Here is a 12,741-nt window from a genome sequence, read left to right as displayed (position 1 = left end):
GAGCGCCCGGTGCCTGTTCTCCCCGGGAGACCCGCCATGAGCACCACCCCGTCCGACGGCCTGCGCGGCACCACCGCGCCGTGCCCCCGCTGCGGCGCCACGGGCTTCGAGCTCGTCTATGTCCAGATCATGCCCGACGACTGGGACACCGCGCGCGACGTCGAACTGGCGTCGCCGTCGATGATGCTGCCCGACGGGCGCGCCCCCGGGTTCTCCTGCCAGAACGGGGCCTGCCGCCACCTCTGGTGAACCGGCGGGTTCAGCCGACCGGGGCCTGCGGGCCCTCGGTCATCCCCGGCGCGGCCGGACCCTCGACGCGGGACATCTCCGGTCGCGGCCCGTAGTAGCGCCGCAGCCACCGGGAGAGCCCGTCGAGGCCGGGGAAGAGCACCCGTTCCGTCACGTTGGCCTGGTCCAGGTGGTCGCGGATCCGCCACTTGAGCCCCGCCGGGATGATCACCTTGCGGTAGAGCTCCGGGTGCTCGCCCAGCCAGTCGTGCAGGGAGGCGGTCGCCCCGGGCATCGCCGAGAAGACGGCCGACTGGTTGACGATCCGCTCGTCCAGGGAGGGCGGCTCGAAGAACAGGGGAGCGGCCTGCGCGCCGCCGCTGACGCACCGGTCGAAGTCCTCGAGGGTGTAGGCGATCCGGCCGAGCATGCCGGTGGTGAACAGGCCCGCCTCGTGCGCGTGGATCTCGCGGCGCAGCTCGGCGGGGAGGAGCTCGTGGGCCGCGGCGTAGTCGACGCACCACACGGCGCCCGGGGCGTCGTAGCAGCGGGGGTCCGCGGTGGCGAAGTGCAGCGCCACGTAGGGGGAGTTCGTCCAGTCCAGCAGGCGGGTGGGCAGCCCGTGGTGCTGGGCCACGGACAGCCAGTTCCAGTCGGAGTCCCCCGGCGAGGTGTCCCGGGCGGCGTACTTGCGGAAGTTGCGCAGGATGTGGGACTCGATCCGGTCGCTGGACCCGCCCCGGAGCCGGTACAGGCTGGTGTGCAGGTCGTGGTCGGCCAGCGCGTGCCCGCGGTAGACCACGTTGATCCGGAACTGCCCGCGGGAGGGCTGCCAGTCGCTGTGCGTGAGGGCGTCGATCAGCCCGTAGAGGTCGTCGTCGGCGATCTCGATGACCGGGTCCATGAACGGCGTCCCTGCCTTTCCGCGGGTCCTCCTCGACAGCGTGCGCTCCACCGTAGTGCGCGCCCGCCGTCCGGGGAAGACCCGCGGTCAGGAACGGTCCCGGGCCGGGGACGGCTCAGTTCGCGAAGACGTCCTGCAGCCGGTCCTCGTCGGTCCACAGGGCCACGGAGTCGCCGCCGTTGTTGAGCACGGAGGAGGATCCGCCGTTGTAGGAGGCCTCGTCGGTGTCGGTGCCCGGGCCGGTGTACACCCGCAGCTGCTCGCCCGGGGCCAGCTCGTAGCCGGCGCCCACGGTCAGGACGTTGTTCGCCGCGTCGCGCAGGATCCAGCCGCTCACGTCGACGGTGCGGGGGCCCGTGTTGGCGAGCAGCACGTGCTCGCCGGTCCCGTACTGGACGTCGTCGCCGGGCACGTCGTTGACGGCGCCGGAGATCTCCACGCCGTGGTCGCCCGGGTACGGGTCCAGGCCGTCGAGGAGGCGGTCGGTCTGGATCGGGAAGTCGCCGGTGACCATGTCCACCCCGAGGTCGAGCACGTGCCGGACGGCCTCCGGGGAGTTGACGGTGTACACGCCCAGGTCCAGGCCGGCGGCGTCGACGCGCGCGACGTCCTCCGCGTCAAGTGCGCGGTAGTTGGTGCCGACCGAGTCCACGAAACCCGCCCAGCGCTCGATCGTGGCCGCGTCGGGCACGGACCCGGTCAGCTGCTGGAGGGGGACCTCGGGGGCGAGGCCGGCGAAGGTGCGGTTGGAGGCCTCGTCGAAGCCGATCACGGTGACCTTGCCGGCCTCCAGCAGCTTCGACCAGTCCTTGTCCTGCGCCAGGGCGTCGGCGACGACCTGTTCGATGCCCGGGGAGTTCCGCGGCGACTTGATCTCGATGTAGACCCCGGTGTTGACCGTGGCGACCTTCGCGGCGTCGTCGAGGTGGGGGATCCGCTCGCCGGCGAACCGCGGGCCGAAGTACGACCCGGCGTCGAGCTGCTGCAGCTCCGCCCAGGTGAAGGAGGTGACGGGGTCGTTCTCCCGGCCCGGGAAGACCTCCGCCACGTTCGTGGTGCGCGCCGGGGTGTCGTCGTGGAAGAGGAACGGCACGCCGTCGGCGCTGAGCTGCACGTCGATCTCGAGGTAGTCCACGCCGGCGGCGCGGGCGTCCTTGAACGCGGAGACCGTGTTCTCGGGGGCGGTGCCGGCCGCGCCGCGGTGGCCGATCACGAGGGGGCGCTCGGCGTCGGCGGGGGCCGCGACGGCCGGTGCCGCGACGGTCAGCACGGTCGCCGCGCTGAGGGCTCCGGCGGTCACGGCGCGCAGGACGGGAACGAGGGGAACGGACACGGGGGTGCTCCTTCGAGTTCGGGGGACGGTGCCCCTCCAGTCCAGCCGGGCCGGGTGACGGCGCGGCCGACGCGGAGTGAAGCGCCGGTGATCTCCTGGCGTCCCGCGGCCGGCCGGTACCGTGGGCGGCATGGACTCCGACACCCTGGTCAACCTGCTGCTGGTCCTGCTGTTCGTGGTGATCGGGGGTGTCTTCGCCGGCACCGAGATGGCGATCGTGAGCCTGCGCGAGAGCCAGATCCGCCGGATCGAGCGGTCCGGGCGCAAGGGCGCCCGGACCGCGGCGCTCGTGCGCGACCCCAACCTGTTCCTCTCGGCGGTGCAGATCGGCGTGACGGTGGCCGGGTTCTTCTCCTCGGCCTACGGCGCCTCCACCATCGCCCCGGACCTCGCCCCGCTGATCGAGCGGGCCGGGCTCTCGCAGTCCGCCGCGCGGACGGCGGCGCTGATCGGGATGACCCTGGTGATCGCCTACCTGTCCCTGGTCTTCGGGGAGCTCGTGCCCAAGCGCCTGGCCATGCAGCGCTCGGTGGGCTTCACCCAGCTGCTGGCCCCGCCGCTGAACCTGTTCGCCAAGCTCATGCGCCCGGTCATCTGGCTGCTCTCGGCCTCCACCAACCTCGTGGTGCGGCTGGTCGGCGGGGACCCGCACGCCGTCACGGAGGAGGTCTCGGCGGAGGAGATCCGTGAGCTGGTGGTGGACACCCGCGGCATCGGGCCCGTCTCCCGGTCGATCCTCACGGACGTCTTCGAGGCCGGGGAGCGGCGCCTGGCCGAGGTGATGCGGCCCCGCCCCGACGTGCAGTTCCTCGACGGCACCCTGTCCATCACCGAGGCGTACCGCACGGCGCTGGCCCTGCCGCACTCCCGCTACCCGGTCACGGGCGCCACCGTGGACGACGTGCTCGGCTTCGTGCACATCCGCGACCTCGTGCAGGCCGACGCCGACGGCGACGGCGTGATCGAGGCCCCGCCCCGCACCCTGCGGGACGTGGTGCGGCCCATCCCCTTCCTGCCTGAGACCAACCACGTGCTGCGCACCCTCCAGGCCATGCGCAAGAACGGGCAGCACATCGGTCTCGTGGTCGACGAGTACGGCGGCACCGCGGGCATCGTGACCCTGGAGGACCTCGTCGAGGAGCTCGTGGGCGAGATCTACGACGAGTTCGACGCCGGGCTGCGGGAGCACGAGGACACGGTGCTGCGCTCGGGCGAGGCCGTGCTGGTCGACGGCGGGCTCATCATCCAGGAGGTGCCGGAGGAGACGGGCCTCACCATCCCGGAGGGGCACTACGAGACCGTGGGCGGGTTCGTCATGGACCGCCTGGGCCGGGTGGCGCGCCCGGGCGACGCCGTGCAGGTGGACGGGTACCGCCTCGAGGTCCTGGCCGTGGACCGCAGCCGGGTGGAGCGGGTCCGGATCACCCGGCTGCCGGGCGGCGCGCCGGCCGGCGGGCCGTCCTGACCGGGGGCCGCGCCCGGCGCGGCCCCCGGTGGGCTCAGTGGCCCCGGAAGGCCTCGGCCAGCCACCACGCCCCGCCGTCGGAGGCGATCTTCGCGTCGACCACCAGCGGGCGGTCCCGGGGCCCGTCCGCCCAGGCGCGCACGGCGGCGAGGTCCTCGACCGTGCGCACCACCACGCCCTCGGCGCCGAAGCCGCGGCCGACCGCGGCGATGTCCACGTCGGGGAACACGACGGTGTCCAGGGGGACGGCGTCGGCGCCCGGACCGGCGAAGTGGTGCACCTCGGCGCCGTAGGCGGCGTCGTCGTAGACCACGCAGACCAGCGGCAGGCCCAGCCGCACCGCCGTCTCGAGCTCCGCGACGCCCATGAGGAAGCCGCCGTCCCCGGTGCCCAGCACGGGCAGCCGGTGGGGCTGCGCCAGGGCCGCGCCGATCGCGGTGGCCAGGCCCAGGCCCACCGACTGGAAGGCCTGGGTGAAGCAGAACCCGCGCTCGTCCGGCACGGAGAGGTACTGGCTGGGGTAGCCCATGAAGTTGCCGCTGTCGACCGCCACGACCCGCTCGGCGGGCAGCAGCGCGTCCAGCTCGCGGGAGAGCACCCGCGGGTCGATCCGCTCGCCCGTGGAGAGGTCCTCGAACGGCACGTCCTGCCAGCGCCCCTCCCGGGCGATCCGCGCCGCCAGCTCCGGGGTGCGCCAGGACGACGCCGTGGGCGCGCCCTCCAGCGCGGCCAGGACGTCGCGGGCGGTCTGCGCGCAGTCGCCCACGACCCCGAGCGCCAGCGGGCGGTCCACGGGCCGGTGCGCGCCCAGCGCGGCCTCCTCGAGGTCGACCTGCACCACGGCGGCCTCCGGGCCGATGAGCCGCCCGTGCCGGGTGGTCCACATGTTCAGGGCGCAGCCCCAGCCCACCACGAGGTCGGCCGCGCCGATCAGCTCCGCGGCCAGCGGCGTGGAGAAGCCGCCGGAGATGCCGAGGTCGAACTCCTCGCCGGCGAACAGGCCCTTGGCGACCGCGGAGGTCGCCAGCAGCGCGCCCCTGCGCTCGGCCAGGGCGGCCAGCTCGGCCCGCGCCCCGCGCGCCCCGCGGCCGGCCACGAACACCGGCCGCCGGGCGGCGGCCAGCAGCGCGGCGAGCCGGCCGGCGTCGTCGCCGTGCGGGCGCACCCGCGGCGCGGGCGGGACCCCGGGCGCCCCGGAGGTCTCCGTGGCGGCGGCGGCCTGGACGTCGAGGGGCACGCTGAGCACCACGGTGCGGCGGTCGTTGCGGGCGCGGCGGAAGGCCCGGACGACGTCGGCCACGGCGCTCGCGGGGGAGTGCACCCGTTCGGCCACCGCACCCACGGACCGGGCCAGGCCGTCCTGGTCGACCCGGAAGTTCGAGTGCACGGCCGCGGCCTGGGCGTCGGCGGTGAGCACGATCAGCGGCGTGCGGGACTTCGCGGCCTCCCCGATCCCGGTCACGGCGTTGGTCAGCCCGCAGCCCTGGTGGGTGGTCAGCACCGCGACGCGCCCGCTGGTGCGGGCCCAGGCGTCGGCCATGGTCGCGGCCCCGCCCTCGTGCCGGGCCGCGGTGTAGGGCACGCCCGCCGCGATCAGCGCGTTGGTCAGGTGGAAGTTGCCGCTGCCGACCACACCGAACACGTGGCCGGCCCCCAGCTGCGCGAGCGTGCGGCCCACGAGCTCGGCGACGGTGCCGGTCACGCCCCGGCCCGCTCGACGAGGGCGAGCACGCGGGCCGGGCTGCCGGTGCCGCCCACCACCGGCAGCGGGGCCACGACCAGCTGGGCGCCGAGGACCGGCAGCCGGTCGAGGCCGCGCAGCGACGTCAGCCCGTACTTGTCGGCGCCGAGCAGGTGGTGGTGGGCGGGGAAGGGCGGGTCGAAGCCGCCCGCGACGCCGGCGTCGATGCCGACGGTCTCCACCCCGAACCCGCTCACGTGCGGGTGCGCGGCCAGCCACTGCGCGGCCGCCACGGAGGGCCCCGGCGCGTGCAGGCCGTGCTCGTCGGCGTTGAGGAACCGCGCGGGATCCTCCCCGCGCGCGGACCAGCCGGTGCGCAGCAGCACCCAGCAGTTCTGCGGGAACCGTCCGTGCTCGGCCTCCCACCGCTCCAGGTGCTCGAGCTCGAGCAGGGCGTCGGCGTCCGCCGCGGCCTCGGCGGTGAAGTCCACCACCGCGGCGGGCCCGACGAGCCGGGCCGGCTCGATCCGGTCCACCGACCTCCCGTGCCGGCCCGTGATCCAGTGGGAGGGGGCGTCCAGGTGCGTGCCGGCGTGCTCGCCCAGCCGCAGGTCGTTCCACGCCCAGCCCGGCCCGGCGTCGTCGAAGGCGCTCACGGGGGTCATGGACAGGCCCACGGTGTTGGCGAAGGGCGCGGGCAGCTGCAGGATCGGGGTCTCCGGCGTCAGCGGGGTGGTGAGGTCGACGACCTCCACCGACCCGGCGGCCAGCGCCGCGCCCAGTTCGGTCAGGACGTGCATGGGACGGTCCTCCTCCGCCCCCTGCGGGGGCCTTCTGCGCCCGTGGCCTCCGTCGCGGGCCCGGTGCCCTCGCCATGGTGCGGTCCCCGCCATTGTGCCCCGGGCGTCCCGGCGCGGGCACCTGGCCCGGGCCGCCGGGAATCGGGCACGAAAAGATGTGCTATCCAGGGCCGCCGATGCGGCGCATCCTGGGAGGACGAAGAGGCCGCCGCCACCGGCCCGGTCTCGTGGACATCCCCAGGAGGATCAGCCATGGCCACCACCGAGTTCGTTCCCGTCTCCGACTGCAGCGTGGGGCAGTGCTCGTACAACCACGACCACGAGTGCACGGCCCACGCCATCACCGTGACCGGGTCCTCCGGCCACGCCCACTGCGGCACCTTCATCCCGCTGGGCAAGGAGGGCGGTCTGCCCACGATCCACGCCGAGGTCGGGGCCTGCCAGCGGGCCGAGTGCGTGCACAACTCCCACCTGATGTGCACCGCCCACGACGTGAAGATCGGAGCCGGCGCGGACGAGGCCGACTGCCTCACCTACCAGGCGGCCTGAGCCCGTCCGCCCCGACGCCACCCCCTGGTCCCGGCAGCCTGCCGGGACCAGGGGGTGGCGTCGTCGCCGGGGCCGTGGCGTTGCGCGCCCGGGGTGACCCCGCGTCGGTGCCCGGGGTCGTGCCGGGCCGGACTCCGGGCGGTGCCGGGGCGGGCCCCGGAGTCCCCGGCGCGGGACAATGGAGGCGTCCGAACCGAGACCACCGACGACGAGAGGACGGTACGGCCATGGACGAGGAGATCCGGCTCAGCGGAGCCGACCACCCGCACGTGCAGATCCCGCGGCTCGGGGAGCTCGATGCGATCTGGGCGCGGCGGATCGTCCTGGCCGCGGTGCTCAGCCTGGTCGTCGGCCTGCTGGGCGGCATCGCCGCGGCGCTGCTGCTCGGTGCGGACGGCCCGCTCGGCCCGGCGCAGTGGGGGCTCATGGCCGGTGGCGCGGCCCTGCTGCTCAGCGGCATCGTCCTGTCCCTGACCCGCGCCGACGACGCCCCCCGCAACGACCTGATGGACGCCCGCGCCCGGGCGAGCAAGGGACTGCGGATGTCGGTGCGCCGGGGCGCGATCCCGCAGGACCCGGTGCTGCGGGAGATGCAGGACTACATGGCGGTGGAGATGGTGCAGTACGCCTGGCCGATCGCGCTCGCCGTGCCCGGCATGGCGCTGGTGGTCTGGGCGATCTTCGTGCCGGCGCCCGTCGTGGTCGTGGCGCTGCTCCTGGTGCTGGTGTGGGCCGTGATCCGGGTCAACGGGACCGTGGTGGGCCGGCGCTACTACGGGCTGCGGGCGCTCAGCGCCGGGGGAGACGGAGGAGCTCCACGTCGGTGAGCCGGCCGCCGGCGGCGACGGCCGTGACGTAGGTGCAGTACGGCTGCCGCCGCCGGTCGGTGGGGGAGCCGGGGTTGAGCAGCCGCAGCCCCTGGGGGGTCGTGCTGTCCCACGGGATGTGGCTGTGGCCGAAGACCAGGACGTCGAGGCCGGGATGGGTCCGGTCCATGCGGGCCTCCCGCCCGGCCGCGGCCCCGGTCTCGTGGACCATGCCGAGGCGCACGCCCCCGATCGTCTCGCGGGCCACCTCCGGCATCCGCTCGCGCAGCTCGGGGCCGTCGTTGTTGCCCCACACCCCCACCAGCCGCGCGGCCCGCTCCTGGAGCCGCTCGAACGTGGCGAGGTCGACCCAGTCGCCCGCGTGCAGGACCACGTCGGCCTGGTCGACCGCCCGCCACACCGGTTCCGGCAGGTCGCGGGCCCGCTTGGGGACGTGCGTGTCGGCGAGCAGCAGGAGTTTCACCATGCGCTCAGCCTCGCACGGGCAGCGGGTCGCCGTCGCGCCGCACCCGCTCCACCAGGCGGGCCGCGAGCCAGGAGAGGACGAAGAAGGCGAGCACGCTGACGCCGAGGAAGTTCAGGTCCACGGCGGTGACCGCGGCCAGCGGTCCGCCGGCCGGCTGCAGGAGCTCCGCGAGCACGGACAGCAGGCTGGTGCCGCCGATGACGAAGGCGATGGCGACCGAGACGGTGGTGACCGTGAGGTTGTAGTCCAGCTTGCGGTGGGGGTCCACGCCGGCCCACCCGTAGACCCGGTGCATGAGGATGCCGTCGGCGCTGTCGAACAGGGTCATGCCCGCGGTGAAGAGCACCGGCAGGACCAGCACGGCGTACCACGGCAGGTCCGGGGCGAGCCCGCCCGCCATGACGAACAGGCCGATCGAGGCGGCGGTGTCGAGGCCGAGCCCGAAGAGGAAGCCGACCGGGTACATCCGCGCCGGCCGGTCGACCACGCGGGTCACGGGGTGCAGCAGGCGGTGCAGCACGCCGCGCCCGTCGAGGTGGGCGTCCAGCTCCGCGGGGTCCAGGGCGCCGGCCCGGGCCCAGCCGCGGGCGCGGCGCAGGCGCAGCAGCACGGCCAGGTTGAGGAACCCCGCGGTGAGCAGGAACAGCCCGGAGACGGTGCCGCCCCAGAGGCCCGCGGCCCGGCGCAGCGCGGAGCCCTCGTCCGCGAGCCCGCCGGCGAACATATCGAGGCCCAGCGCCAGCAGCAGCACGGACAGCAGGACCACCGACGAGTGGCCCAGCGCGAACCAGAAGCCGGTGGCCGTGGACTCCCGGCCACGGGCCATGAGGACCCGGGTGGCGTTGTCGATCGCGGCGATGTGGTCGGCGTCGAACGCGTGCCGGACCCCGAGGGCGTAGGCGCTCAGAGCGAGCCCCACGAACAGCCCGTCCCCGCCGGGCTCGGAGCCCGCCGTCAGGCCCAGCAGGGCGCCCCCGCCGACGAGGTGCAGGAGGACGACGGCGGCGCCGATCGCCGGCACGGCCCGCCGCCCGGCGCGGGACGGGCGGGCGGCGCGGAACGGGTGCGAGGTGCGGGTGGAGCTCACGGGAGGCCTTTCACGGGGCGGTGGGGCGTCGGGGTGCTCGACCCGGTGGCGGAGGGGCGCTGCTGGAAGGCAGGCTGCGGAGATCCGGCGGCCGAGTACAGGCGTCCGGATTCAGACAGCCGAGTTCAGACAGCGGAGTGCAGGCGGCGGATGACCGGCGACGGTGGGCCGGGCCGGGGACCGGGCGCGCACCCCCGGTCCCCGGCCCGGTCAGCGCTCGAGCGGGACGCCGGACTCCTCGGCCTCGGCGAACATCGCGTCGATGTGCACGGCGTCCCTGCCGGCGCGCTCCAGCAGGGAGGCGGCCACCCCGGAGCGGTAGCCGGAGCCGCAGTGCACCCACAGCCTCCCCGCGGGCAGCTCGTCCATGCGTGTCAGCAGCTCGTGCAGCGGGATGTTGACCGCGCCCGGGATGTGCGAGTCCTCGTACTCGTCCGCGCGGCGCACGTCCAGGATCGGCTCGTCGGCCGGGCGGTCGGCGAGCACGTCCTTCCAGCCCACCCGCGGGTAGGAGGACACGGTCGCCCCGGGGGCGAGCTGCCGCGGGTCCTCGCCCAGCGCCGCGTCGGGGGAGTCGATGCCGATCCGGGACAGGTCGCGGATCGCGTCCTCGACGTCCTCGCGGGAGCCCACCAGGGTCAGCTGCCGGTCGTAGGGGAACACCCAGCCCAGGAAGGTGGTGAAGCTGGAGCCGTCGCCGTACTCGAAGCTGATCGTGCCTTTGAGGTGGCCGGCGGAGTACGCCACGCGGTGGCGCAGGTCCACGACCCACTCGCCGGCCTCCAGGCGCGCCCGGAGCTCCTCCGGCGCCAGGGACTCCGGCACGGACAGGTCGGGGGCGGACGGTCCGGCGGCGTTGGCGGGGCCCATGTGCACGTAGTAGTTCGGGTACGCGGTGAGGTTGGCGATCAGCTCCGTGACGAAGTGCTCCTCGTCGGGATCGGTGTACACGTGGTTCGTCTCGAGCTGCTCGCCCATCGTGGACCCGGAGGCCCCGGTGGCCGGCCCGGAGGAGCAGAAGGAGCCGAAACCGTGGGTCGGGTACAGGGCGGCCTTGGCCTCGGCCTCCTGCGCCAGGCGCCGGGCCGAGGCGTACTGGTCGTGGGTGAGGCCCACCATGTGCTCCCGGCCGAGCAGGTCCGTGCGGCCCACGGAGCCGTAGAGGACGCTGCCGCCGGAGAACACGGCCTGCTCGTCCCCGTGCTCCACCACGAAGGAGAGGTGGTGGTGGGTGTGCCCGGGGGTGGCCACGGCCTTGACAGTCATCTCCCCGACCCGGACGGTCTCGCCGTCGGTGATCGGGGTGCGCTCGAAGGAGACGTCGTCGGCGGCGTTCACGAGGTAGGCGGCTCCGTGCTTCCGGGCGTAGACGTAGCCGCCGGTGATGTAGTCGTTGTGGATGTGCGTCTCGGCCACGTGGGTGACCCGCACCCCGGCCTTCTCGGCCTCGGCCTCGACGCGGTCGATGTCGCGCTGGGCGTCGACCACGAGAGCGACCGTGCCGTCGTGCACGAGGTAGCTGCGGTCGCCGAGCTGGGGGGTGTCGATGACGGTGATGTCCATGGTGGTTCCTCCTGGTGTCGTGCGGCGCGGGCCCCGACACCTCCACGGTATCGGCGCGGGCCGCGGCCTCGGTATGGGTGCCGGCCCGGATGACGGCCCCGATGACGGCCTGGACGGCGGTCGGGGTCGGCCCGGATGACGGCCCGGATGACGGCCCGGATGGCGGTCCGGGTCGGTCCGGTCGCGGTGCGGTCCGGCTCAGGCCTGCGCGGACTGCCGGCCGGTGGTCCCGGCGGCGGACCGCTGGGCGGCGAGCTGGGCGCGGACCTGGGTCATGTCCAGGTCCCGCACCGCGGTGATGACCTGCTCGAGTCCGGCGGCCGGCAGCGCGCCGGACTGGGAGAAGACGAGCACGCCCTCGCGGAAGGCCATCAGGGTCGGGATGGAGCTGATGCCGGCGGCGGCGGACAGCCGCTGCTCGGCCTCGGTGTCCACCTTGGCGAACACCACGTCCGGGTGCTTGGCCGAGGCGGCCTCGTAGGTGGGGGCGAACATGCGGCAGGGGCCGCACCAGGACGCCCAGAAGTCCACGAGGACGATGTCGTGGTGCTCGACGGTGGGGGCGAAGTCGGCTTCGGTGAGGTCGATGGTGGCCATGGGGTTCTCCTCGTCGGTGCTCGGGGTTGTGAGTGGTTGTCGGTGCTCGGGGATGTCGATGTGATGCGGGGGCGCGGGGATGCCGGAGGGCATCGAGGCGGCAGGGCCGGCCGGGCGCCGCGGCCCGGTGCGGTGCGGGTCAGGCGGTGAGGGGGGTGCGCAGCGGGCACCGGGGCACGGCGAACCAGCACACTGCGGCGGCCAGACCGGCCGCTGCGGCGGTGATCCCGACGACGGCCCCGGCGGTGCCGGGCAGTTCCTGGACCAGGACGAAGACGCCCATGACCAGGACGAAGACGCCGAAGCCCTTGCGCAGGGCGGCCTCCGGGATCCGGCCGGCGAGCCGGGCGCCGGCGAACGAGCCCAGGACCGCGGCGACGGTCACGGCCCCGACCAGGACCCAGTCCAGGGAGACCGTGGTGAGGTAGCCGCCGAGGCCGGCGAAGGACTTCATGGCGATGACCACCAGGGAGGTGCCGACGGCCACGGGCATGGACAGCCCGCCGAGCAGGGCCAGGGCCGGGACGACGAGGAAGCCGCCGCCGGCCCCCACCAGTCCGGTGACCAGGCCCACGACCAGGCCCTCGGCGACGACCTTCAGGACGGGCAGTTCGCCGTCGTGGGCCCTGGCGGGCCCGTTCCTGCGGCCGCGGATCATGGCCAGGGAGGTGGCGACCATCATCAGGGCGAAGGCGATCATCAGCACGGTGCCGGGGATGCGGCCGCCGAGGAGGCCGCCGGCGAAGGCCCCGGCCATGCCGGCGGCGCCGAAGACCAGGCCGGTGCGCCACTTCACGCGGCCGTTGCGGGCGTGGTTGACGGCGCTGACGGCCGAGGTCACCCCGACCACGAAGAGCGAGGCCGCGATGGCCTCCTTGGGGTCCAGGCCGGTGACGTAGGTGAGGATCGGCACGGTGAGGATGGACCCGCCGCCGCCGAGCAGTCCGAGCGAGAGCCCGATCAGCACCGCCAGCAGCAGGGTCAGCACGAGGGTGAGAGTCATGGGTCGAAGTCCTTTGCCTCCGCGTCCGGCGCGGGTCGTGCGGCGCACCCGGGGGCCCGGGTGCCGTGCAGTGGGTCGACGCCAGTCTGGCAGATACCCCCCGGGGTATGCAAGTACCCCGGGGGGTATCAACTGTGCCCGGCTGATCGCCGTGCGAGAACGGACCGCCTGCAGGCTTCCCGAACCGGGCCGTTGCGGCCAGAGTGGACGGGTACGACCCGGCGAGACGCAGCACCCG

13 protein-coding genes are annotated in these 12,741 nt (G+C 74.5%); 4 read left to right on the top strand and 9 right to left on the bottom strand.

The genetic code is table 11. The features are described from left to right. Positions 1–36 precede the first annotated feature (36 nt). Entirely contained in the window at positions 37–249 is a 213-nt protein-coding gene (locus AYX06_RS07450) for a hypothetical protein (RefSeq protein ID WP_062735230.1), read from the top strand. Positions 250–259: 10 nt separating this feature from the next. Here AYX06_RS07450 and AYX06_RS07445 read toward each other — a convergent pair whose 3' ends face one another. Continuing rightward, on the bottom strand, positions 260–1,132 hold the full coding sequence (locus AYX06_RS07445; protein WP_147017493.1) for an FRG domain-containing protein: 873 nt from the start codon (positions 1,130–1,132) through the stop codon (positions 260–262). Between the two features lie 115 nt (positions 1,133–1,247). Next, positions 1,248–2,465: a glycerophosphodiester phosphodiesterase family protein gene (locus AYX06_RS07440; protein ID WP_232319420.1), complete on the bottom strand. Its 1,218-nt coding sequence runs from the start codon at positions 2,463–2,465 to the stop codon at positions 1,248–1,250. A 130-nt stretch (positions 2,466–2,595) separates the two neighbouring features. Between AYX06_RS07440 and AYX06_RS07435 the strand changes: the two genes are divergently transcribed. Next, positions 2,596–3,930 (top strand): hemolysin family protein, encoded by a 1,335-nt coding sequence (locus AYX06_RS07435; protein WP_062735229.1) that lies wholly within the window; start codon positions 2,596–2,598, stop codon positions 3,928–3,930. A gap of 34 nt (positions 3,931–3,964) precedes the next feature. Here AYX06_RS07435 and AYX06_RS07430 read toward each other — a convergent pair whose 3' ends face one another. Next, entirely contained in the window at positions 3,965–5,632 is a 1,668-nt protein-coding gene (locus AYX06_RS07430) for a thiamine pyrophosphate-binding protein (protein ID WP_062735228.1), read from the bottom strand. Continuing rightward, a complete protein-coding gene (locus AYX06_RS07425) occupies positions 5,629–6,411 on the bottom strand; it encodes a cyclase family protein (protein WP_062735227.1) in 783 nt (260 codons plus the stop codon). The genes AYX06_RS07430 and AYX06_RS07425 overlap by 4 nt, the downstream gene beginning before the upstream one ends. 252 nt (positions 6,412–6,663) lie before the next feature. On the opposite strand from AYX06_RS07425, the gene AYX06_RS07420 reads away from it, so the two are divergent. Beyond that, positions 6,664–6,960, top strand: coding sequence for a DUF1540 domain-containing protein (locus AYX06_RS07420; protein WP_062735226.1), 297 nt, complete (start codon positions 6,664–6,666; stop codon positions 6,958–6,960). A 227-nt stretch (positions 6,961–7,187) separates the two neighbouring features. Beyond that, the gene (locus AYX06_RS07415; RefSeq protein WP_062735225.1) at positions 7,188–7,787 is read left to right on the top strand and encodes a hypothetical protein; all 600 of its coding nucleotides are present in this window, start codon (positions 7,188–7,190) and stop codon (positions 7,785–7,787) included. Here the strand turns inward: AYX06_RS07415 and AYX06_RS07410 are convergent. The 5 genes from AYX06_RS07410 to AYX06_RS07390 all read right to left on the bottom strand — a co-directional run bounded on the left by AYX06_RS07410 (position 7,750) and on the right by AYX06_RS07390 (position 12,503). After that, positions 7,750–8,253 (bottom strand): metallophosphoesterase family protein, encoded by a 504-nt coding sequence (locus AYX06_RS07410; RefSeq protein WP_062735224.1) that lies wholly within the window; start codon positions 8,251–8,253, stop codon positions 7,750–7,752. The genes AYX06_RS07415 and AYX06_RS07410 overlap by 38 nt on opposite strands. Positions 8,254–8,257: 4 nt before the next feature. Next, the gene (locus AYX06_RS07405) at positions 8,258–9,340 is read right to left on the bottom strand and encodes a HoxN/HupN/NixA family nickel/cobalt transporter (protein ID WP_147017488.1); all 1,083 of its coding nucleotides are present in this window, start codon (positions 9,338–9,340) and stop codon (positions 8,258–8,260) included. A 210-nt stretch (positions 9,341–9,550) separates the two neighbouring features. Further along, a complete protein-coding gene (locus AYX06_RS07400; protein WP_062735223.1) occupies positions 9,551–10,903 on the bottom strand; it encodes an MBL fold metallo-hydrolase in 1,353 nt (450 codons plus the stop codon). Between the two features lie 198 nt (positions 10,904–11,101). Next, complete coding sequence (trxA, locus tag AYX06_RS07395) at positions 11,102–11,500, bottom strand: thioredoxin (protein ID WP_062735222.1); 399 nt, start codon at positions 11,498–11,500, stop codon at positions 11,102–11,104. A gap of 139 nt (positions 11,501–11,639) precedes the next feature. Continuing rightward, positions 11,640–12,503, bottom strand: coding sequence for a sulfite exporter TauE/SafE family protein (locus AYX06_RS07390; RefSeq protein WP_062735221.1), 864 nt, complete (start codon positions 12,501–12,503; stop codon positions 11,640–11,642). Positions 12,504–12,741: the final 238 nt, after the last annotated feature.

The sequence above is a fragment of the Kocuria turfanensis genome, from assembly GCF_001580365.1.
Taxonomy (GTDB): domain Bacteria; phylum Actinomycetota; class Actinomycetes; order Actinomycetales; family Micrococcaceae; genus Kocuria; species Kocuria turfanensis.
This window is presented reverse-complemented; position numbering and strand designations above follow the sequence as displayed.

Excerpts from the sequence above, each read along its gene's own strand:
- AYX06_RS07400 (WP_062735223.1), bottom strand. The coding sequence starts at position 10,903 with ATGGACATCACCGTCATCGACACCCCCCAGCTCGGCGACCGCAGCTAC.
- AYX06_RS07420 (WP_062735226.1), top strand. The coding sequence starts at position 6,664 with ATGGCCACCACCGAGTTCGTTCCCGTCTCCGACTGCAGCGTGGGGCAG.
- AYX06_RS07390 (WP_062735221.1), bottom strand. The coding sequence starts at position 12,503 with ATGACTCTCACCCTCGTGCTGACCCTGCTGCTGGCGGTGCTGATCGGG.
- trxA (WP_062735222.1), bottom strand. The coding sequence starts at position 11,500 with ATGGCCACCATCGACCTCACCGAAGCCGACTTCGCCCCCACCGTCGAG.
- AYX06_RS07410 (WP_062735224.1), bottom strand. The coding sequence starts at position 8,253 with ATGGTGAAACTCCTGCTGCTCGCCGACACGCACGTCCCCAAGCGGGCC.
- AYX06_RS07445 (WP_147017493.1), bottom strand. The coding sequence starts at position 1,132 with ATGGACCCGGTCATCGAGATCGCCGACGACGACCTCTACGGGCTGATC.
- AYX06_RS07415 (WP_062735225.1), top strand. The coding sequence starts at position 7,188 with ATGGACGAGGAGATCCGGCTCAGCGGAGCCGACCACCCGCACGTGCAG.
- AYX06_RS07425 (WP_062735227.1), bottom strand. The coding sequence starts at position 6,411 with ATGCACGTCCTGACCGAACTGGGCGCGGCGCTGGCCGCCGGGTCGGTG.
- AYX06_RS07450 (WP_062735230.1), top strand. The coding sequence starts at position 37 with ATGAGCACCACCCCGTCCGACGGCCTGCGCGGCACCACCGCGCCGTGC.
- AYX06_RS07435 (WP_062735229.1), top strand. The coding sequence starts at position 2,596 with ATGGACTCCGACACCCTGGTCAACCTGCTGCTGGTCCTGCTGTTCGTG.